The sequence below is a fragment of the Rhizobium leguminosarum genome (genome assembly GCF_001679785.1).
GTDB classification, from domain to species: domain Bacteria; phylum Pseudomonadota; class Alphaproteobacteria; order Rhizobiales; family Rhizobiaceae; genus Rhizobium; species Rhizobium leguminosarum_R.
On the sequence record NZ_CP016286.1, the window covers coordinates 1372530 to 1394227 of the forward strand.

The window sequence follows — 21698 nt, forward strand, 5'->3', positions numbered from 1 at the left end:
CAGAATCTGGCACCGTGGTGGTCTAACCTGCATCGACGTGACGGAATTCAGGAAAGCCATGGTCATCAGACTTCGCGGCGACGCCGGATTGCCTCCGCGGATGTCCATGCGATCTCCAAGCATTCCCGTCAAACGCGGGCAGGGGAGGCCGCCTGGTCGTCGGGCCGTTGGCGCTGGCCGGGCTCGCGGCGGCTTGCCACCGTCACAGTCGTGCCTTCAGAAAACAGGAAGAACGGATCACTATGAAACGCATTCAATATCACCAATACGGCGGCCCCGATCTGATGCGGCTCGAGGAGTTCGAACTGGCTTCACCGGGTAAAGGACAGGTGGCGGTCAAGATCAAGTTCGCAGCAATCAATCCTATTGATTGGAAGCTGCGGGCAGGACGGATGAAGATCGTTACCGGAAGGACTTTTCCTCGTGCGATGGGGATGGATATTTCCGGGACGGTCATTTCCGTCGGTGAAGGGGTGACGCGCTTCAAGATCGGCGATGCCGTGTTCGGTCTTGCCCGGTTCAAGGAGAGCGGCGCCCTGGGAGAGGCTGTCGTCACCAAGGACAGTTTCTTAGCCAAGAAGCCCGACACCGTTTCGTTTGAGGAGGCGGCTTGTCTCGGAACGCCTGGAGCCACCGCTTGGAACGGGCTGGTCGACAAAGCGAAGCTGACTGCCGGCGAGCACGTCTTCATCAATGGCTGTACCGGTGCGGTGGGCGAAGCGGCTGTGCAGATCGCGCAGATTCTGGGCGCAAAGGTATCGGGCAGTTGCAGCGCGGTGGCGACGGAACGGGCGCGGGCCCTCGGCGTTCAAACCGTGTTCGACTATCGGACAACTGATTTGTCGACGGTTCGCGAGCGTTTCGATGTGGTCTACGACACGGCTGCGACAATGACGGACGCCGTGGGGCTTGGGCTCTTGCGTCAGAATGGCCGGTTCGTCGACCTCAATCCCACGCCGGGGAAATTCATTCGATCGATGTTCAACCGAAGACTGAAGGTTGTGGTGTGCACACCGAGGTCCGAGATTCTCGATAGGCTCGCTCGTGCCGCCAAGGACGAAAATCTTCGCCTTCCAATCGCCGAGATCGTGCCTCTCAGCGAAGCGATTCCACTCATCACGGCTCTTGAGTCCGGACGGAAGCTCGCCGGAAAAGCCCTCGTCATGATGGATTGAGCGTGTCACGAAGCCATCGACTATTTGACCTGATGCAAGTTCTTCGTCGTCACCGCGGAACGGTGGCCGGCTTGACGCTTGCGCGCGAGCTCGGCGTTTCGCTGCGGACCATCCGTCGTGACATCGTGACGCTGCAGGCCATGGGCGCGGATATCGATGGAGAGCCCGGAGTCGGCTACATACTGCAGCCGGGCTTCCTTTTGCCCCTCTGTCTTTCACGGAAGAAGAGATCCAGGCGCTTGTCGCTGGCGCGCAGTGGGTTAGTCGGCACACAGACGATGCTTTGGCGCACGCTGTCCAAAACGCGCTCGCAAAAATCGGCGGTGTGCTTCCCCCCGACCTGCGACGGGGCCTGGACGACAACACGTTCTTTGTTGGTCGTTCTGAAAAAGGTTCATCGGTTGTTGATCTGGCGCAGGTCAGGCGAGCGATGCGCGAGCAGCGAAAGATAAGCATCACGCACAAAGATCGAAGCGGGGCCGTGTCCGAAAGGACCATATGGCCAATCATGCTGGGGTTTATTGATTCACAGCGATTTATCGCGGGTTGGTGCGAACTGCAGGGCGACTTTCGCATCTTCCAAGCTGACCACGTCATGACCGTCAGTTTACTGGACGATCATTATCCGGGAAACCGCCGCCAACTCGTCAAGGAGTGGCGCGCTCAGGAAAAGCATCCCTGCAAACAGAGGGATTGCGGATAGCTGATTGTTGCCTCGGCTCCCGAATTCAACCTCGCTCTGCAGGCATGCCTGCAGAGCGTTTCGAAAACTTTATAGAGATCGGAAATAATGATGGCTTATACGACTTCCTCCAACCGCCCCTTCAAGCAGAAGCGGCGAATTTGGGCCTTTTGGGGGCTGACCGCTGCCTTCGTCACCTTCCAGCTCATCGCGCATCCGGGCTTCGGACCTGAAAGCCTTTTTCTCACACTGCTCGCTCAGTTTGGAACATTGTTGATCGCTCTTGGCATAATCGGACGAATTTGGTCGACCATCTATATTGGAGGTCGAAAGAATTCCGCGCTTGTGACCCAGGGACCCTATTCGATCACGCGCAACCCTCTTTATCTCTTTTCGCTCTGCATGATCAGCGGTGTCTGCCTAGTGTTTGGTAGTCTGCTTTTCACGGGAATTTTCACGCTGCTCGCCTATCTTGTGTTCAGATATACGGCGAAGCGGGAGGCCATATATTTGTCTCACCTCTTCGCCGAGCCATATGCGGAATACGCTCGGCGCACACCATTGTTCTGGCCCAATTTCTCCAATTTTGAGTGGGGGCAGGCTCCGGTGATTTCCAACCGGGCGCTGCTGGTGACATCAAGAGATTCTCTCTTCACCATCGCCATGATCCCATTTTCCGAACTCGTCGAATATCTTCGAGAAAGCGGCCTTCTAACTATGGCAATCGTTGTTCCTTGACCGCGCCGAGCGTACGTCGAAGCCCGGGACGCGCTCACGGTTGTCGTCGGCGTGCTCAGGCAGCCCCTTGTGTCCGCACGGTAGAGTTTTTGTGCGGCACGCAGCACAGGCTGACACCGCCGCGTCTGCTTGGTGCGGCCCGCAACCTTGAGCAAAAAAATACGCATGTTGGCGAAAAAGGTTCCAGGAAAACAGCCGCATCCCATCCACGCCGGAAGCCTTGATGCGGCTCGCGGGCTCTTTCCAAATCGACAGGTCGCTCTAACTTAAAGGCTATCTGACGAAAAGGAGAAGACCATGACCGACGCACCGAATACGGCGACCCCGGCGCGCAGAGTGTTGCGGGGCCGCCCTTACAGCATCGGCGAATTTGCCAGGAAATACCGGTTGGATGACAAGGAGGCAAGGCGCCTCTACGACAAGTTCGGCCCGTCGGCCACCGAACTCGACCTGTTGATGGCGGCCAAGCGGCGCCCGCCGGGCCTGCCGACCAATCTCGACGCCTGAAGGCGCTCTATGAGGATCCGAACCGGAAGCTGCCTTTGCGGGGCGGTAGCCTACAGGGTGGAAGGCGAACCGCTTCGCACCGGCCTCTGCCACTGCGCCGATTGCCGCAAATCGAGCGGCTCCGCTTTCACCTTCTTCGCGGTCTGGCAGCGCCAGGCTTTCTCCCACAGCGGCGAGATCGCCACTTTCTCCGGGCGCAGCTTCTGCCCTGCCTGCGGCAGCAGGCTTTTCTGCCTTGGGGATGACGAGGCGGAAATCCGCCTGGGGTCCCTGGACACTCCGCCGACCGACCTTGCGCCTGGTTATGAGGTCTGGATCAAGCGGCGCGAGCCTTGGTTGCATTCGTTGCCCGGCGCGGACCAATATGCCGAGGATGCGGATTGACGGACGCTTCCGGCGCTTGAACCAGCCTTTCCTTACCAAGATTTCATTTCACCCATCCGCAATTCCGTGCCAGTTCGGCGGCAACGCTAATCGCCGGTTCATCTGCGTTGTGGTTATTTCGCCGCAGAGGCCGCAGGCGGCCACTGACGGATTGAGGACGACATGAACAAAATCGTAAGCGGCAGCGAAACCGGAGCAAAGACAGGCGCAGCGTCCGATCTCGCAGCGGTCCTTGCCGCATCGGGACGGCAGGGCAAGCGCAGCCGCTGGCGCGGACGCCTGCTCATCCTGCTGATCCTCATCGCTGCCGCAGCCGTCGCCGCTTATTTCTATATGGGTCGTGGGCAAAGCGAATTGAGCTATGCCACCCAGCCGGTAAAGCGCGGTGATTTGACGGTGCTCGTCACCGCCACCGGCTCGGTACAGCCGACCGAGCAGGTGGATATATCGAGCGAGCTTTCCGGCACGGTCCGCGACGTCAATGTCGATTACAACAGCACGGTCAAATCAGGCGAAGTGCTCGCCCTCCTCGATACGAACAAGCTCGAGGCGGATGTGAAGAGCTCGCGCGCCAAGCTCAATTCGGCCAAGGCGAACGTCATCAAGGCCAATGCCGATATGCAATCGGCAAGCACCTCTCTCGAGCGGTTGAAGAGCCTGGTCAGGAGCAACGTCTCCACCCAGCAGAGCCTCGACGACGCCAGCTACAAATATGATTCCGCCGTCGCCGCCAAACAGATCAACGAGGCCGAGGTTCTGGCCTCGGAGGCCGACCTGCAGCTTGCCGAAGTCAACCTCGCCAAGGCGAAGATCATATCGCCGATCGACGGCGTCATCCTCACTCGCTCCGTCAATCCGGGCGCCACGGTCGCAGCCTCGCTTTCGGCCCCGATCCTTTTCACCATCGCCGGCGACCTGAAGAAGATGGAGCTGCAGGTTGATGTCGACGAGGCCGATGTCGGCCAGATCGCCGTCGGCCAGAAGGCGAAGTTCACCGTCGACGCCTATCCCGACCGCACCTTTCCCGCCGAGATCGAGCAGATCCGCTTTGCCTCCGAAGTGGTCAACAATGTCGTGACCTATAAGGCGGTTCTATCCGTCGACAATGCCGACCTGCTGTTGCGCCCCGGCATGACGGCGACGGCCGATGTCACCGTCGAGGCCGTCAGGGACACGCTGATGGTGCCGAACGCTGCGCTGCGCTATGCCCCGGCGCAGGCAGAGAGGCGCGGCCGCGGCATTTTCGGCATCTTCGGCCCGCCACGCCAGCGCAACAACAATGCCGGCCCGGCGCTGAAGGGCGCTGAGCGCCGTGTCTGGGTGCTGCGCAACGGTCTCCCGGCGCCTGTTGTCGTCCAGGTCGGCTCATCCGACGGCCAGTTCACCCAGGTCGTCTCCGGCGACATCAAGGAAAACGACGCACTGGTGATCGACGCCACGGCGCGTGCGAACTAGGCGGAGAGACGGATGGCAAGCCCGCCGCTCATCGAATTCAGACAGGTCTCGAAAATCTATGGCGAGGGCGAGGCGGCGATTCGCGCGCTCGACCACGTCGACCTTGCGATCAACGCCCATGAATTCGTCGCGATCATGGGGCCGTCTGGCTCCGGCAAGTCGACGGCGATGAACATTCTCGGCTGCCTCGACGTGCCGAGCGCCGGCGATTACATCTTCGAAGGCATTCCGACCAGCGGCTTCGACCGCAGCCAGCTGACGCTGCTGCGCCGCCACATGCTCGGCTTCGTCTTCCAGGGCTTCAACCTGCTGTCGCGCACCTCGGCCGTCGAAAATGTCGAACTGCCGCTGATCTATCGCGGCATGGCGGTGCGCGAGCGGCGCGAACGGGCCCGCGAGGCTCTGGCGCTGGTCGGCCTGACCGGGCGCGAACATCACAAGACACAAGAACTGTCAGGCGGCCAGCAGCAGCGCGTCGCTATCGCCCGCGCCATCGTCACCGAGCCCGCGCTGCTCTTGGCCGATGAGCCCACAGGCAATCTCGACACCAAGACCAGCGTCGAGATCATGGATCTGATGACGCGGCTGAACCGCGAGCAGGGCATCACCATCGTCATGGTCACCCACGAGCCCGATATCGCCGCCTATGCCCAGCGGCTGCTGCGTTTCGTCGACGGCAAGCTGGAGACTGAGGTCGAGCATCGGAGGAGGGCGGATCATGTTCTTTGAGACGCTGAAGCTGGCGCTGCGGGCCATCAGCCGCAACATGCTGCGCTCGTTCCTGACCGTGCTCGGCGTCGTCATCGGCGTTGCCGCTGTCATCGCGCTGGTGACGATCGGCAACGGCACCACCGCGCAAGTCTCGACCGAGCTGTCGCGGCTCGGCACCAACATGCTGTTCGTCCGTCCCGGCCAGTTCGGCCCCGGCCGGGCGAGCTCCGAGGCCAAGCGCTTCAGCGTCAAGGACGTCGCGGCCATCCGCGACCAGATCGGCGGCCTCAGGGCCGTGGCGCCGCTCAACCAGTCGACGGCGACCGTGATCTTCGGCGGCCAGAACCATTCCACCAGCGTCTCCGGCACTACCAATGATTATTTCATCGCGCAGGACTGGAACCTGGCGCTCGGCCGCAATTTCACCCCTGCCGAGGAACGCGGCCAGGCGCGCTGCATCATCGGTGAGACGGTGCGCTCGCAGCTTTTCGGCAGCGCCGACCCCACAGGCCAGCAGATCCGCGTCGGCAAGGTCTCGTGCCCCGTCATCGGGGTGCTGGCCAAGCGCGGCCAGTCCGGCATGGGCAATGACCAGGATGATGTTGTCATCATGCCGGTCAAGGTGTTTCAGCGGCGCATCAGCGGCAACAGCAACGTGCCGCAGATTATCATCTCGGCGCGCGACGGCGTCTCCACCGCGAAGGTGCAGTCCGATGTCGAAAATCTCCTGCGCGAGCGCCGCAAGATCGTTCCCGGCCGCCAGGACGATTTCAACGTCAACGACATGACCCAGATCGCCGAGGCGATGACCGGCACGACGACGCTGCTGACCGGCCTGCTCGGCGCCGTCGCTGCGATCAGCCTGCTCGTCGGCGGCATCGGCATCATGAACATCATGCTGGTCTCCGTCACCGAGCGGACCCGCGAAATCGGCATCCGCCTGGCGATCGGCGCGCTGGAAAACCAGGTGCTCATCCAGTTCCTGGTCGAAGCGGTGGCACTGTCGCTGTTCGGCGGCATCACCGGCATCATACTGGGCCTCGGCCTCGGCTTCGGCACCGTGACGCTCCTGAAAGTCCCTTTCGTCTTCAGCCCGCTCATGGTCGCCGTCGCCTTCCTCTTCTCCGCGGCGATCGGCATGATCTTCGGCTATTTCCCGGCAAGAAGGGCTGCACAGTTGAACCCCATCGAGGCGCTGCGGCACGAATAATGCGCCATGGCAAAACGCATGACGTCTCTCTACTCTTGTCAATCGAATGCAAGCGCTATCGGAGGTCAGCATCATGGCCCTCAACAGGCTGGTGATCTACGCTGGGAATGTCGAGGAAACGGCGCGCTTTTATCAGAAGCACTTCTGTTTCAAGGCAACCAGCCTGCCGGGCGACAGGATTATTGAACTGGTCGCTCAGGACGGCGGTGCGAATATCATGCTGCACCAGGCCGCCAAGGGGCAACGGAGCGGCCAATCCACCGTCAAGCTGTTCTTCGACGTGGAGGACGTCGAGGCTTTTTGCAGACGATGCGCGGAGAACGGCCTGGAGTTCGGTGCCATCCATAAAGCCGATGGCTATCAGTTCGCCAATGCAAAAGACCCATGTCAAAATTCGATCTCGGTTTCCAGCCGGGCGTTTCGCAAGGGGTGACCGAGGGAAGGTAGCGCGCGCTTTGCCTCTATAGGCGAGGGCGAGTTTGGCGAGAGAGCCAACCGCACTCTCCGTCCTCCTCTGCCTTGAGCCGAGGACCCATGCCGCGGCGGCTGATGGATGCGAGGTGGATCCTCGGCTCAAGGCCGAGGAGGACGGAGAGTGGGGTGGTCGGCAGGAGCCATTTACGGCGTAGACGCCCGCGCCTGCAATGCCATTCGCCGATTTTCAGCAGCCTCGCGAATGTTATCTATCTGTCTCTATTCGATATTTCGGTGCCGACTTGTCTTCGGTTTTTGGCCGTGTCACTATGTGATATATCAGACTTGGCGACGGAGCTCCGTATTGCAGACTTCTCAGAGCCATCTTGCCTATCTCGCGCTGGAGCATCTGATCGTGACGCTGGCGTTGAAGCCCGGCGCGCTTGTCACTGAAAAGCAGCTGATCGAGATGGCGGGCCACGGGCGTACGCCGGTGCGCGAGGCAATCCAGAAGCTTGCCTGGCAGGGGCTGATCCTGGTCAAACCGCGCGTCGGGCTGCAGGTCGCCGAGATCGCGCCGGAGGATCACGGCAACGTCATGCAGGTGCGCCGCGAGCTGGAGCCGATCGCGGCAAGCCTCGTCGCCGAACATGCGAGCGACGAGCAGCGCGCGCGCCTCATCGATTGCGCCCGCGCGATGGAGGAATGCGCCGCTACCGGCGATCTCGACGGCTTCTTCGCCGCCGACAAGGCCTTCGACGAAATCCTCGAGGATGCCTGCCCGAACGGCTTCATCACGGCAGCACTCGGTCCGGTGCAGACGCATTCGCGCCGCCTCTGGTACGCCAAGGCAAGCCCGGAGCGCATGGATCGGGCCATCGCGCTGCACGTCGCCGTCATCCGCGCCATCCATCAGGGCAGGCCGGATGAAGCGCGCGCCACCATGGCGGTGCTGATCGACTACCTCAGCCGGACATAGAAACGGCCCCGTTTCCGGAGCCGTTCATAGATCTGATTGTCAGAGATGCTTTAGCCGACGAAAGCACGCTCGATGACGAATTCGGCGGGCTTGCTGTTGGCGCCTTCATCGAGGCCGGCCTTTTCGAGCAGTTCCTTGGTATCCTTCAGCATGGCCGAGGAACCGCAGATCATGCCGCGGTCGATCACCGGGTCGAGCGGCGGCACGCCGAGATCGGTGAACAGCTTGCCGGAGGAGATCAAGTCGGTGATGCGGCCGCGATATTCGAAATCCTCGCGCGTGACTGTCGGATAGTGGCGCAGCTTATCGCCGACGACTTCCTTCAGCAGCTCGTCATTCTCAATCTCGTGCACGAGGTCAAAGCCGTATTTCAGCTCGGCGACATCGCGCGTCGTATGGGTGAGGATGACTTCCTCGAACTTCTCGTAGGTCTCGGGATCGCGGATCAGGCTGGCGAAAGGCGCAATGCCTGTTCCCGTCGAGAACATGTAGAGACGACGGCCGGGCGTCAGCGCATCGAGCACCAGAGTGCCCGTCGGCTTCTTGCGCATCAGCACCTGGTCGCCCGGCTTGATCGCCTGCAGATGGGAGGTGAGCGGGCCATCCGGCACCTTGATCGAGAAGAATTCAAGCTCCTCGGCCCAGGCGGGGCTGGCGATCGAATAGGCGCGGAACACCGGCTTGCCCTCGACCATCAGGCCGATCATCGCGAATTCGCCGGAACGGAAACGGAAGCCCTGCGGCCGGGTCATCGTGAAGCGGAAGAGCCGGTCGGTATAGTGCGTGACATCGAGCACCGTCTCGGCATAGACGCCGGCGGGGATGGACAAGGCGAAGTCTTCGGTCTTTGCAGGCGCGTTCATTTCGGTAGCGGATCCCGTTTCGTCGGATGAACAGTCGGATGCGAGCGAGATATTACAAATCCGGCCGGAATTAAAGGCATTCCATTCCACGCGACGCTTCTAAAGGGAAATATGCATGTCATTGTCAGGATTCAATGGGGAGCAGGGGCCCGGCGGAGAATGTCGTATTTCCCGCTGGCGAAGCCCGGCAAAGGATGCATATTAGAGCAGCACGCCGGAAACGGATGCCGGTTTTCGGCAAAAACGGTGCGACAACAAAGGCCTACGGCGTCGAACCCGATTCAGCCAGGGTCCGGCGATGGTGGCGAAAAAAGATGCTTGCCGGGGCGAGCGCGACAGGGCGGTCGGGGAATATGAAGATTTTCAACTACAAGCGTGTTCCTTATGCGGAGATGCGCGCCTTTTCCGTCCATATCCTGACGGCATCCGGCTCCTTCCTTGCCTTTCTCGGTGTCGTTGCCGCCGCCGAGCACCGTTTCATCGACATGTTCTGGTGGCTGGGGCTTGCCCTTCTCGTCGACGGCATAGACGGGCCGATCGCCCGCAAGGTGCGCGTCAAGGAAGTGCTGCCGAACTGGTCAGGCGATACGCTCGATAATATCATCGATTACGTCACCTATGTGCTTCTGCCGGCCTTCGCGCTCTATCAGAGCGGCATGATCGGCGAGCCCTGGTCCTTCGCCGCCGCCGGCATGATCGTCGTCTCCAGCGCCATCTATTATGCCGATATGGGCATGAAGACGGACGAGTATTTCTTCTCCGGCTTCCCCGTCGTCTGGAACATGATCGTTTTCACGCTGTTCGTCATCGATGCCAGCGCCACGACGGCGCTCACTGTTGTCATCGTCTCGGTGGTGCTGACCTTCCTGCCGATCCATTTCCTCCACCCGGTCCGGGTCAAAAGGCTGCGCCCACTCAACCTCGGCGTCTTTTTCCTGTGGTCGGCGCTCGGCATTTTTTCGCTGCTGATGCATTTCGACACACCCGAATGGGCGCTCATTCTCTTCATCGTGACCGGCGCCTATCTTTACGTCATCGGCGCGGTGCTGCAATTCTTCCCCGCCCTTGGACGCGAAGCATAGGACAGGCAAGATGACCAAAACGCAGGCGGTTTCATTTTCGAGGACAGGCGGGCCGGAGGTTTTCGACTATGTCGAGATCGATCTTCCGCCGCCATCGACAGGCGAAGTGCAGATTAGGCAGGCGGCGGTCGGGCTCAATTTCATCGATGTCTATTTCCGCAACGGCACCTACAAGACCCCGCATCTCCCCTTCGTCACCGGCAAGGAGGGCGCCGGCACGGTGACATCGGTCGGCCCCGGCGTCGAGGACTTCAAGGTCGGCGACCGTGTCGCCTATGCCAGCGCGGACGGCGCCTATAGCGCCGAACGCAATATCGAGACGCGGCATCTGGTGCATGTGCCTGACGGCATAGAGCTGAAGACCGCAGCGGCGATGATGCTGAAGGGCATGACCGCCGAATATCTCCTGAACCGCACCTTCAAGGTCGGCCCTGAGACCGTCCTCCTGTTTCACGCCGCTGCCGGCGGCGTCGGCCTGATCGCCGGGCAATGGGCAAAGGCGCTCGGCGCCACCGTCATCGGCACGGCGGGCTCCGAAGACAAGATCGAGCTGGCGCTCGCCCATGGCTACGACCATGTGATCAACTACAAGAGCGATAGCTTCGTCGACCGTGTCCGCGACATCACCGGCGGCAAGGGCGTGGATGTCGTCTACGATTCGATCGGCCGGGATACTTTTCCACAGTCGCTCGATTGTCTGAAGCCGCGCGGTCTTTTTGCCTCCTTCGGCCAATCCTCCGGGTCGATCGAGAATTTTACCCTCGCGGCTCTGGCGCAGAGGGGCTCGCTCTTTGCGACTCGGCCGACGCTGTTCACCTATATTGCCGCGCGTCAGGAGCTGATCGACAGTGCCAAAGCGCTATTTGATATTGTGCAAAGCAACAAAGTGCGTATCAATATCAATCAAACCTATCCGCTGCGTGAGGTTGGGCGGGCTCACGTGGATCTGGAAACAAGAAAAACAACAGGAACGACGCTGCTGATTCCATGAGATCCGAACGGACCGGTTGGCAGAAGAAATGAGGGGAACGTGTCGCCATTGAATGTGCCGGATTCCGGTGCGTTATTATCGGTCCAGAAGCTGACGAAGTTCTTCGGTGGCTTTGCCGCCTGCAATGAAATCGATCTCGATATCGCGCCGGGCGAAATTCATGCGCTTCTCGGCGAAAATGGTGCGGGCAAATCCACCCTGGTGAAGATGCTGTTCGGCGTTCTCGAGCCGACGGGCGGAAATATCCTCTGGCAGGGCCAGCCGGTCGCGATCGCGTCGCCCGGTGAAGCCCGTAAGCTCGGCATCGGCATGGTCTTCCAGCATTTCTCGCTGTTCGAGGCGCTGACGGTTGCCGAAAACATCGCACTGTCGCTCGATGACGCCATTCCGATCGATAGAATCTCCGAGGAGGCGAGGGCGCTGTCCGTCGCCTACGGCCTGCCGCTCGACCCGCATGCCCATGTCGCCGATCTCTCGGTCGGCGAGCGCCAGCGCATCGAGATCGTCCGCGCGCTACTGCAGAACCCGAAGCTCATCATCCTCGACGAGCCGACCTCGGTGCTGACGCCGCAGGAGGCCGACAAGCTGTTCGAGACGCTGTTCAAGTTGCGCGCCGAAGGGCGTTCGGTTCTCTATATCAGCCACCGCCTGGAAGAAGTGCAGCGGATCTGCGATCGCGCCACCGTGCTGCGTCATGGCCGGGTGACCGGCGCCTGCGATCCGAAGCGGGAAACGCCTGCCTCGCTCGCCCGCATGATGGTTGGCAGCGAAGTGGCGACCGTCACGCATCCGGAGCGAAGCGACAGGGGCGAGGTGCAGCTTGCCGTCGCCAATCTTTCCGTCGCCGCGCGCACCCCTTTCGCCATGTCGCTGCGTGATGTGTCGATGGCGGTGCGCTCCGGCGAGATCCTCGCCATTGCGGGTGTCGCGGGCAACGGGCAGAGCGAGCTCTTCGATGCACTGTCTGGCGAATATCCGGTCGCCTCGGCCGAGGCGATCGTCATCCGCAAAAAGCCGGTCGGCAATCAGGGCATTACCGCCCGCCGTCTTCTCGGCGCCGGCTTCGTGCCGGAGGAGCGCCACGGCCACGCCGCCGTTTCCGCCATGAAACTGTCGGACAACCTTGTCCTTGCCCGCAGCCAGTCGGACCGCAAGGCGTTTCTGGGTCTGCTCGGCATGATCCGCCGCGGGGCGGTGAAATCCGCCGCCAGGCGCATTTCAGAAGCGATGGATGTCCGCAAGAGCGGCGATGATCCGGCCGCCGGCTCCCTGTCCGGCGGCAACCTGCAGAAGTTCATCGTCGGCCGCGAGCTCGACCGTCAGCCGGCGGTGCTCGTCGTCAACCAGCCGACCTGGGGCGTCGATGCCGGGGCGGCAAGCCGCATCCGCCAGGCGCTCGTCGATCTCGCAAGAAACGGTTCGGCCGTCGTCGTCATCAGCCAGGATCTCGACGAGATCTTCGAAGTTGCGACAGATATCGCCGTCATCTCCGAAGGCCGCCTTTCCCGCCCGTTCCCGGCCGGCGAGCTGACGCGCGAAAAGATCGGTCTGCTGATGGGCGGACTGCACGAGAGCAGCTCTGCCCCGGAGGCGCCCCATGCGCATTGAAGAGGCAGCCCATGCGCATTGAACTCGAAAAACGCCCGGACGTTTCGAAGCTCTTCGGCTTCGTCTCGCCGCTCCTCGCCCTTGTTCTGACGCTCACTTTCGGCGCCATCATGTTCGCCATGCTCGGCAAGGACCCGGTCGAGGCACTGGAAGCCTTCTTCATCGAGCCGCTACTCGAGGTCTGGTCGCTGCACGAACTGGCGATCAAGGCCGCGCCCCTGATCCTGATCGCCGTCGGCCTGGCCGTCTGTTACCGTTCGAACAACTGGAATATCGGCGCCGAAGGCCAGTTCACCATCGGCGCCATCACCGGCTCCTATCTGCCGATCATTTTCTACGATTGGCATTCGCCACTGGTGCTGCCGCTGATGCTGATATTGGGCGCGCTCGGCGGTGCGCTTTTCGCCGCCGTTCCGGCGCTGCTGAAGGCGCATTTCAATACCAATGAGATCCTGACATCGCTGATGCTGGTCTATATCGCCCAGCTCTTCCTTGACTGGCTGATCCGCGGCGCCTGGCGCGATCCGAAAGGCTTCAACTTTCCAGTCTCGCGCGATTTCGCGCCGGAGGCGGTGCTGCCGGCGATCTGGGAAGAGTCGGGCCGCGCCCATTGGGCCTTCATCTTCGCCATCATTGCGGCGGTCGGTGCCTGGTTCATGCTGCGCTATACGCTGAAAGGCTTCGAGATCGTCGTGCTCGGCCAATCGGAACGGGCAGGGCGTTTTGCCGGTTTCTCCTCCAAGAAGATGATCTGGTTCAGCTTTCTGTTCTCGGGCGCTCTTGCCGGGCTTGCCGGCATCAGCGAGGTTTCCGGCTCGATCGGCCATTTGCAGCCGGCGATCTCGCCGGGCTACGGCTTCACCGCCATCATCGTCGCTTTCCTCGGCCGCCTCAATCCGCTCGGCATCATTGCATCGGGCCTGGTGCTGGCGCTGACCTATCTCGGCGGCGAGGCAGCCCAGCTTTCGCTCGGCGTTTCCGACAAGGTCACCCGCGTCTTCCAGGGTCTGCTGCTCTTCTTCGTGCTGTCCTGCGATACGCTGATCTATTACAAAATCCGCCTGGTCTGGTCGCGGGTCGGGGGCAGGGCGGCATGAGCATCTTCGAAGCCATTCTGCTGACTGTCATCACCGCCTCCACACCGCTCGTCATCGCCGCACTCGGCGAACTGGTGACCGAGCGCTCCGGCGTTCTCAATCTCGGTGTCGAGGGCATGATGATCATGGGCGCGGTCGGTGCCTTTGCCACGGCACAGCTCACCGGCTCGGCCTATATCGGCATTGTCGGCGGCGTCGTCAGCGGCGCGCTGTTTTCGCTGTTCTTCGCCTTCCTGACGTTGACACTCGTTGCCAATCAGGTGGCGACAGGCCTTGCGCTGACGATCCTTGGCCTCGGCGCCTCCGGCATGCTCGGCGAGGCCTTCGTCGGCGCACCCGGCGTCCGGCTGCTGCCGATCGAAATCCCGGTGCTTTCCGCCATTCCCTATGTCGGAACGGTCCTCTTCAAGCAGGATCTGATCTTCTACCTGTCGATCCTGCTCGTTATCGCCGTCAACTGGTTCCTCTTCAAGAGCCGCACCGGCCTGAAGATCCGCGCCATCGGTGACAATCACGCCTCGGCGCATGCGCTCGGTATCGACGTCATCCGCATGCGCTACCTCGCCGTGATGTTCGGCGGCGCCTGCGCCGGCCTTGCCGGTGCGCAGCTGTCGCTGATCTATACGCCGCAATGGACAGAGAACATGTCCGGCGGGCGCGGCTGGATCGCGCTGGCGCTCGTCGTCTTCGCCTCCTGGCGGCCTTGGCGCCTGCTGGCCGGCGGTTATCTCTTTGGGGCGGTAACGATCCTGCAACTGCACGCGCAGGCCTTCGGCATCGGCATTCCCTCGCAGTTCCTCTCGATGCTGCCCTATGCGGCGACAGTTGTGGTCCTCCTCATCATCTCGCATAATCGGCGCACGACGTTGATCAATACGCCGGCCTCGCTCGGCAAAGCCTTCGTGCCGGACCGGTGAGCAACAACAAACAAGACGGGTTTCGAAACTTCCAACCAACAGGGATCAATATGAAAAAACTTGCACTTGCTCTCGCAGCGACAGCTGCCCTCGTCCTGAGCATCGGTTCGGCCGCCGAGGCGGCTGACAAGACCAAGGTCTGCTTCGTTTATGTCGGCACCCGCACCGATGGCGGCTGGACGCAGGCCCATGAGAACGGCCGCCTCCAGCTCGAAAAGGAATTCGGCGACAAGATCGAGACGCCCTACCTCGAAAGCGTCCCGGAAGGCCCGGATGCCGAACGCGCCATCGAGCGCATGGCCCGCTCCGGTTGCTCGCTGATTTTCACCACGTCCTTCGGTTTCATGGACCCGACTATTGCCGTCGCTAAGAAGTTCCCGAAAGTGAAGTTCGAGCATGCGACAGGCTTCAAGGCCGCCGACAATGTCGCGACCTACAATTCCCGCTTCTATGAAGGCCGCTACATCAGTGGCATTATCGCCGGCAAGCTCTCTAAAAACGGCACGGCCGGCTATATCGCCTCCTTCCCGATCCCCGAGGTGGTGATGGGCATCAATGCCTTCGAAACTGGCGCCAAGTCGGTCAATCCGAACTTCAAGATGAAGGTTATCTGGGTCAACACCTGGTTCGACCCGGGCAAGGAAGCCGATGCTGCCAAGGCGCTGATCGACCAGGGCGTCGATATCCTCACCCAGCACACCGATACGACCGCTCCAATGCAGGTCGCCGAGCAGCGCGGCGTCAAGGCCTTCGGCCAGGCTTCCGACATGATCAAGGCTGGCCCGAACGTCCAGCTGACCGCGATCATCGACACCTGGGGCAATTATTACGTCAAGCGCGTCAAGGCGCTTCTCGACGGCACCTGGAAGTCAGAGCAGAGCTGGGATGGCCTCAAGGACGGTATCCTGACGATGGCGCCCTACACCAACATGCCCGACGACGTGAAGAAACTCGCCGAGGAGGCCGAAGCCAAGATCAAATCAGGCGAACTGCATCCCTTCACGGGACCGATCAACAAGCAGGACGGAACGCCCTGGCTGAAGGCCGGCGAGAAGGCCGATGACGGCACCCTGCTCGGCATGAACTTCTATGTCGAAGGTGTGGACGACAAGCTGCCGGGTAAATAGTCCTGCAGCTATCTCGCAGATGCGAAGAGCGCCCTTCCGGGCGCTCTTTTTTTGCTGCAATGCATCCCAAGATTCCGATTTACAAAAGTAATACTATATGATTTTTTGACCCTGCGCCGCGAGATGCGGCATTGGGAGGAAATCATGAAATTGAAGACTGCACTTTTGAGTGCCACGATTCTGGCTGCCTGCATGTTCGGTTCGGCTTCGGCCGCCGGCCTCACTGTCGGCTTCTCGCAGATCGGCTCGGAATCGGGCTGGCGTGCGGCTGAAACGACCGTGACCAAGGAACAGGCCAAGAAGCGCGGCATCGATCTGAAGTTTGCCGATGCGCAGCAGAAGCAGGAAAACCAGATCAAGGCTCTGCGCTCCTTCATTGCTCAGGGTGTCGATGCCATTCTCATTGCTCCGGTCGTCGAAACCGGCTGGGACGACGTTCTCAAGGAAGCCAAGGAAGCCGAAATCCCGGTTATCCTTCTCGACCGTACCATCAAGGCTCCCGATGATCTCTACCTGACGGCGGTGACGTCGGACCTGGTCCATGAAGGCAAGGTCGCAGGCGACTTCCTGGTCAAGACCGTCGGCGACAAGAAGTGCAATGTCGTCGAGCTTCAGGGCACCACCGGTTCGTCGCCGGCCATCGCCCGCAAGAAGGGCTTCGAAGAGGCGCTTGCAGGCCACGACAACCTCAAGATCGTTCGCAGCCAGACCGGTGACTTCACCCGCACCAAGGGCAAGGAAGTCATGGAAAGCTTCCTGAAGGCCGAGAATGGCGGCAAGGATATCTGCGCTCTCTACGCCCATAACGACGACATGGCCGTCGGCGCCATCCAGGCGATCAAGGAAGCCGGCCTGAAGCCCGGCAAGGATATCCTCGTCGTCTCCATTGACGCCGTGCCGGATATCTTCAAGGCCATGTCCGAAGGCGAGGCCAATGCCACGGTCGAGCTGACGCCGAATATGGCAGGTCCGGCCTTCGATGCGCTCGAAGCCTATCTGAAGGACAAGAAGGCTCCGGCCAAGTGGATCCAGACCGAGTCGAAGCTCTACACGCCGGCCGACGAACCGATGAAGGTCTACGAAGAGAAGAAGGGTCAGGGCTACTGATCTGATGTGACACCGCTGCATGATTCCTGAAATCGGCATTCGATCTCAGGATAAAATTCTGCAGCAATTCAAAGCGCTACAGCGTCCCTATGCGTCTCGAAAAGACGAGGGCGCTGTAGAACCGCACCGGCCCGTCATGGACCGGTGCGGAACTGCCTTGCCGCCTCGGGACGTCATGTCCGGCTGCGGCGCGGCGTTTGCCGTCAATATCAGGAAAACAGACCCTTATGATTCACGATTTCGAGAACGTTCTCGCGGCCTCCGGAATATCGAAATTCTTTCCAGGCGCAGTGGCGCTGGACAAGGTCGATTTCACGCTCCGCAGAGGCGAGGTGCACGCATTGCTGGGCGAGAACGGCGCAGGCAAGTCGACGCTGATCAAGTGCATCACCGGCGCCTATCATCGTGACGAGGGCAGCCTGACGCTCGACGGCCAGGAAATCAATCCGGCCAATACGCTCGCCGCCCAGAAGCTCGGTATCGGCACGGTTTATCAGGAGGTCAATCTCCTTTCCAATCTGAGCGTCGCCGAAAACCTCTTTCTTGGACGCCAGCCAAGGCGCTTCGGCATGACCGACGTCCGTGCGATGAACCGCAAGGCGCGCGACCTGCTGAGCGGCTACGGCGTCGATATCGACGTCACCGCCGAACTCGGCCGTTTCTCCGTCGCCGTCCAGCAGGTGGTTGCCATCGCCCGTGCCGTCGATCTCTCCGGCAAGGTGCTGATCCTCGACGAGCCCACTGCAAGTCTCGACAATCAGGAAGTGGCGCTGCTCTTCCGCATCATCGAGGACCTCAAGAAGCGCGGCCTGGGCATCGTCTTCATCACCCATTTTCTCGAGCAGGTCTATGCGATCAGCGACCGAATTACCGTGCTGCGTAACGGCAAGCTCGTCGGCACCCGCGACGTTGCCGATCTGCCGCGCCAGGGCCTGATCGCCATGATGCTCGGCCGCGAACTGGCCCATGTCGAGGAGACGGTGAGGGAACGCAGCCTTGCGGCCGGTGACGTCCGATACCGTTTTTCAGGCTACGGCAAACGCGGCAAGGTCAAACCTTTCGACCTTGAGGTGCGAGCCGGAGAGGTGGTCGGCGTTGCCGGGCTGCTCGGCTCCGGCCGCACCGAAACTGCCGAACTTCTCTTCGGCATCGAACATGCCGACAGCGGCAGCGCCACGATCGACGGCCAGCCGGTCACGCTTTCCAGCCCGCGCGCCGCGATCGCAAAGGGTTTCGGCTTCTGCCCCGAGGACCGCAAGACCGATGGCATCATCGGCGACCTGTCGATCAGGGAGAACATCGCACTGGCGCTCCAGGCCCGCCGCGGCTGGACGCGGCCGCTTTCACGCGCCGAGCAGAATACGCTCGCCGACCGCTACATCAAGGCGCTCGATATCCGCACCACCGACCGCGAAAAACCGATCCGGCTACTGTCAGGCGGCAATCAGCAGAAGGCGATCCTCGCTCGCTGGCTGGCGACCAATCCGAAGTTTCTGATCCTCGACGAGCCGACCCGCGGCATCGATGTGGGCGCTCATGCCGAGATCATCCGGCTCATCGAAGAGCTCTGTGCAGGCGGCATGTCGCTGATAGTAATTTCCTCGGAACTTGAAGAGCTTGTTGCCTATAGTTCACGTGTCATCGTACTGCGCGACAGGCAGCATATCGCCGAACTGACAGGCGAGCGTATCACCGCTGCCGGCATCGTCGATGCCATTGCCGCCGCCGAGCACAAGATGGAGGATGCATGAGATCCTCGCTGAAAGCGCTGGCCTATCGCCTGGCGCCGCAATTGATTGCGCTCTTTGTCATTCTTTTGTTGAATTTCATGACGTCGCCGCAGTTTTTTAATGTCGTGGTTCAGAATGACCGGCTTTATGGCAGCCTGATCGACGTGCTGAACCGCGGCGCGCCGGTGGCGCTGCTGGCGATCGGCATGACGCTGGTCATCGCCACCAAGGGCATCGACCTGTCCGTCGGTGCGGTCATCGCTATCTGCGGCGCCGTCGCCGCATCGTCGATTGTCTCAGGAAATTCAGTTTCTTATACCATTATCCTGACGCTTGCGATCGGGCTTGCCTGCGGTATCTGGAACGGTTTCCTGGTGGCAGTCCTCAATATCCAGCCGATCATCGCGACGCTGGTGCTGATGGTGGCCGGCCGCGGCATCGCCCAGCTGATCACCGAAGGCGCCATCCTGACCTTCAACGATGATGGGCTCACCTTCTTCGGCAGCGGTTCGCTGCTGCTTCTGCCGATGCCTGTCGTCATCTGGCTTCTCGTCGGCCTGCTCGTCATCCTGCTCGTCCGCCGCACGGCGCTCGGCATGCTGATCGAGGCCGTCGGCATCAATCGCCGCGCCAGCACACTCTCCGGCATTCAAACGCCGGTGCTGCTGATGGCGGTCTATATGCTGAGCGGGATCTGCGCCTCGATTGCGGGCATCATCGTCGCAGCCGACATCAAGGGCGCCGATGCCAACAATGCCGGCCTGTGGCTGGAACTCGATGCGATCCTCGCCGTCGTCGTCGGCGGCAATTCGCTGCTCGGTGGCCGCTTCAGCATTCTCGGGTCTCTGATCGGCGCGATGATCATCCAGGCGGTGAATACCGGCATCCTGTCCGCCGGCTTCCCGCCTGAATTCAACCTGATCATCAAGGCCGTCATCATTATCGTCATCCTCGTTATCCAGTCGCCGGCGGTACAATCGCTCGCCATCTTCGCCAGCCGCCGGCAGGGCAGGGAGCAGCCGAAATGAACTCGAAATACCTGCCGCTGCTTGCGACCATCGTCATCTTCGTGCTCGCCTATGCCGGATGCGCGCTGCAATATCCGAACATTCTGTCGACGCGCGTCATCGGCAATCTTTTGACCGACAACGCCTTTCTCGGTATCGCTGCGGTCGGCATGACCTTCGTCATCATTTCCGGCGGCATTGATCTGTCGATCGGCTCGGTCATCGCCTTTACCGGCGTCTTCCTCGCGGTGATCCTTGAGAATACCTCGATCCATCCGCTGCTCGCCTTTGCACTGGTGCTCGTCATCACGACTGCCTTTGGCGGTATCATGGGCGCGATCATCCACTATCTCGAAATGCCGGCCTTCATCGTGACACTTGCCGGCATGTTCCTGGCGCGCGGCATGGCCTTCGTGCTCTCGATCGACAGCATCCCGATCAACCACGAATATTATTCGACGCTGACGAGCCTCTATTACCGTCTGCCCGGTGGCGGGCGGCTGACGCTGATCGGCGGCATCATGCTTCTGGTCTTTGCCGTCGGCATCTTCATCGCCCAGCGCACCCGCTTCGGCACCAATGTCTATGCACTCGGCGGCGGTCCGCAGACGGCGCGGCTGATGGGCGTGCCGGTCGGCCGCACGACAATCCAGATCTATGCGCTGTCGGGCTTTCTGGCGGGTCTATCCGGGATCGTTTTTTCGCTGTACACCTCTGCCGGATATTCTCTTGCAGCAGTCGGCGTCGAACTCGATGCTATCGCGGCGGTGGTCATTGGGGGGACGCTGCTGACCGGAGGAGCGGGATTCGTGGCGGGAACCTTGATCGGTATCCTGATCCAGGGGCTCATTCAGACTTACATCACCTTCGACGGCACGCTGTCGAGCTGGTGGACCAAGATCCTGATTGGCCTTTTGCTGTTTGCATTCATCCTGATGCAGAAAGCCATCCTGTTCGCCTCCAGTCTGAACAAGAGGTACGCCTGAGGGGGAGACGGATCGCTTGCGCTACAAATTGGACGAGACACGCAAAACGGGGCGTAGAACGCGGACGAGCCACGCCCAGGTCGTCGACGAACTCGGCAAGGCGATCGTCGCCGGCACCTATCCGGTCGGCTCGATCCTGCCAGGCGATACGGAACTGGCACAACGTTTCAAAGTGTCCCGCACGGTGTTGCGCGAAACGATGAAGACGCTTGCCGCCAAAGGCATGGTCGTCGCCAAGGCACGGGTCGGTACGCGTGTGACCGAGAAGAACCTCTGGAACATGTTCGACAGCGAGATCATCGCCTGGCACTTCGACAATGGCGTGACGGAAGAGTTTCTACTGCAACTCTACGATATTCGCCTCGCCTTCGAACCTTTCGCCGCCGGTCTCGTCGCCGAGCGGGCAAATGCCGAGGAGATCGAGATGCTGCGCGGGCTGGCGCTCGAGATGGCAGCGGCCGGTCATACGGCCGACAGCCTGGCACTCGCCGACCTTCGTTTTCACCTGGCGATCGCCGAAGCCTCGCACAATCCCTTCATGCGGACACTGGGCAGTCTCATCGAAGCAGCCCTCGTCGGCATGTTCCGGATGAGCACGCCGCCAACCGAAAACGGCTTCGCCAATATCGCCGATACCCATATGCGCATCGTCGATGCGATCGTTTCCGGCGATAACGCCGCCGCGCGCCGTGCGATGGAGGACGTCATCCTCGACGGTCGCATCCATGTGCATGAAGCTTTCGAGGCCCGTGGGTCCGAGGCCGTCACAGGGTCGATTTCGGCCGCAATTTCACCCTTGTGAAGGCTTTGCTAGTCTGCAGCGCCGCGCGTCTTTTCGAGAGATGAAAGGACGCTGCAGCACTTTGAATGACCGCATAATTTATCCTTAAATCGATTCCGATTTAGGGAATTATGCAGTATGAGGCGA

At 61.0% G+C, this 21698-nt stretch carries 21 protein-coding genes and 1 pseudogene; 21 read left to right on the forward strand and 1 reads right to left on the reverse strand.

The window, feature by feature from the left end; translation table 11 throughout:
• Positions 1-242: 242 nt before the first annotated feature.
• From BA011_RS06980 to BA011_RS07025, 10 genes and pseudogenes are all read left to right on the forward strand, one after another.
• Positions 243-1175 (forward strand): NAD(P)-dependent alcohol dehydrogenase, encoded by a 933-nt coding sequence (locus tag BA011_RS06980; protein WP_065279893.1) that lies wholly within the window; start codon positions 243-245, stop codon positions 1173-1175.
• Positions 1172-1878: pseudogene (locus BA011_RS06985) on the forward strand (helix-turn-helix transcriptional regulator). The gene BA011_RS06980 and the pseudogene BA011_RS06985 overlap by 4 nt, the downstream one beginning before the upstream one ends.
• Positions 1879-1968: 90 nt before the next feature.
• The gene (locus tag BA011_RS06990; RefSeq protein ID WP_065279894.1) at positions 1969-2595 is read left to right on the forward strand and encodes a methyltransferase family protein; all 627 of its coding nucleotides are present in this window, start codon (positions 1969-1971) and stop codon (positions 2593-2595) included.
• Between the two features lie 297 nt (positions 2596-2892).
• Positions 2893-3102: a hypothetical protein gene (locus tag BA011_RS06995; RefSeq protein ID WP_017964244.1), complete on the forward strand. Its 210-nt coding sequence runs from the start codon at positions 2893-2895 to the stop codon at positions 3100-3102.
• A 9-nt stretch (positions 3103-3111) separates the two neighbouring features.
• The gene (locus BA011_RS07000; protein ID WP_065279895.1) at positions 3112-3486 is read left to right on the forward strand and encodes a GFA family protein; all 375 of its coding nucleotides are present in this window, start codon (positions 3112-3114) and stop codon (positions 3484-3486) included.
• A 162-nt stretch (positions 3487-3648) separates the two neighbouring features.
• A complete protein-coding gene (locus BA011_RS07005; protein ID WP_065279896.1) occupies positions 3649-4941 on the forward strand; it encodes an efflux RND transporter periplasmic adaptor subunit in 1293 nt (430 codons plus the stop codon).
• Between the two features lie 12 nt (positions 4942-4953).
• On the forward strand, positions 4954-5670 hold the full coding sequence (locus BA011_RS07010) for an ABC transporter ATP-binding protein (protein ID WP_003539566.1): 717 nt from the start codon (positions 4954-4956) through the stop codon (positions 5668-5670).
• Positions 5660-6862 (forward strand): ABC transporter permease, encoded by a 1203-nt coding sequence (locus BA011_RS07015; protein ID WP_065279897.1) that lies wholly within the window; start codon positions 5660-5662, stop codon positions 6860-6862. Before BA011_RS07010 ends, BA011_RS07015 begins: the two co-directional genes overlap by 11 nt.
• Positions 6863-6935: 73 nt before the next feature.
• Positions 6936-7295 (forward strand): VOC family protein, encoded by a 360-nt coding sequence (locus tag BA011_RS07020; protein WP_065282436.1) that lies wholly within the window; start codon positions 6936-6938, stop codon positions 7293-7295.
• Between the two features lie 345 nt (positions 7296-7640).
• Positions 7641-8255 carry a GntR family transcriptional regulator gene (locus BA011_RS07025; RefSeq protein WP_065279898.1) on the forward strand — a complete coding sequence of 205 codons (615 nt, stop codon included), beginning with the start codon at positions 7641-7643 and terminating at the stop codon, positions 8253-8255.
• A 50-nt stretch (positions 8256-8305) separates the two neighbouring features.
• Here the strand turns inward: BA011_RS07025 and BA011_RS07030 are convergent, their stop codons facing one another.
• On the reverse strand, positions 8306-9118 hold the full coding sequence (locus BA011_RS07030; protein ID WP_065279899.1) for a ferredoxin--NADP reductase: 813 nt from the start codon (positions 9116-9118) through the stop codon (positions 8306-8308).
• Positions 9119-9471: 353 nt separating this feature from the next.
• On the opposite strand from BA011_RS07030, the gene pcsA reads away from it, so the two are divergent.
• The 11 genes from pcsA to BA011_RS07085 all read left to right on the forward strand — a co-directional run bounded on the left by pcsA (position 9472) and on the right by BA011_RS07085 (position 21572).
• Positions 9472-10200, forward strand: a complete 729-nt coding sequence (gene pcsA / locus BA011_RS07035) for a phosphatidylcholine synthase (protein WP_065282437.1) — start codon at positions 9472-9474, stop codon at positions 10198-10200.
• A 10-nt stretch (positions 10201-10210) separates the two neighbouring features.
• Positions 10211-11191 (forward strand): quinone oxidoreductase family protein, encoded by a 981-nt coding sequence (locus BA011_RS07040; RefSeq protein WP_065279900.1) that lies wholly within the window; start codon positions 10211-10213, stop codon positions 11189-11191.
• Between the two features lie 39 nt (positions 11192-11230).
• Positions 11231-12799, forward strand: coding sequence for an ABC transporter ATP-binding protein (locus tag BA011_RS07045; RefSeq protein WP_065279901.1), 1569 nt, complete (start codon positions 11231-11233; stop codon positions 12797-12799).
• A gap of 11 nt (positions 12800-12810) precedes the next feature.
• Positions 12811-13896, forward strand: a complete 1086-nt coding sequence (locus tag BA011_RS07050) for an ABC transporter permease (RefSeq protein ID WP_065279902.1) — start codon at positions 12811-12813, stop codon at positions 13894-13896.
• Positions 13893-14813 carry an ABC transporter permease gene (locus tag BA011_RS07055; RefSeq protein ID WP_065279903.1) on the forward strand — a complete coding sequence of 307 codons (921 nt, stop codon included), beginning with the start codon at positions 13893-13895 and terminating at the stop codon, positions 14811-14813. Before BA011_RS07050 ends, BA011_RS07055 begins: the two co-directional genes overlap by 4 nt.
• Before the next feature lie 50 nt (positions 14814-14863).
• On the forward strand, positions 14864-15940 hold the full coding sequence (locus BA011_RS07060; RefSeq protein ID WP_065279904.1) for a BMP family ABC transporter substrate-binding protein: 1077 nt from the start codon (positions 14864-14866) through the stop codon (positions 15938-15940).
• Positions 15941-16084: 144 nt separating this feature from the next.
• A complete protein-coding gene (ytfQ, locus tag BA011_RS07065) occupies positions 16085-17047 on the forward strand; it encodes a galactofuranose ABC transporter, galactofuranose-binding protein YtfQ (protein WP_003539585.1) in 963 nt (320 codons plus the stop codon).
• Positions 17048-17274: 227 nt separating this feature from the next.
• On the forward strand, positions 17275-18798 hold the full coding sequence (ytfR, locus tag BA011_RS07070) for a galactofuranose ABC transporter, ATP-binding protein YtfR (protein WP_065279905.1): 1524 nt from the start codon (positions 17275-17277) through the stop codon (positions 18796-18798).
• Positions 18795-19805: an ABC transporter permease gene (locus BA011_RS07075; protein WP_065279906.1), complete on the forward strand. Its 1011-nt coding sequence runs from the start codon at positions 18795-18797 to the stop codon at positions 19803-19805. Before ytfR ends, BA011_RS07075 begins: the two co-directional genes overlap by 4 nt.
• Positions 19802-20770 (forward strand): galactofuranose ABC transporter, permease protein YjfF, encoded by a 969-nt coding sequence (gene yjfF, locus BA011_RS07080; RefSeq protein WP_065279907.1) that lies wholly within the window; start codon positions 19802-19804, stop codon positions 20768-20770. Before BA011_RS07075 ends, yjfF begins: the two co-directional genes overlap by 4 nt.
• Before the next feature lie 16 nt (positions 20771-20786).
• Positions 20787-21572: a FadR/GntR family transcriptional regulator gene (locus BA011_RS07085; protein WP_025394525.1), complete on the forward strand. Its 786-nt coding sequence runs from the start codon at positions 20787-20789 to the stop codon at positions 21570-21572.
• Positions 21573-21698: the final 126 nt, after the last annotated feature.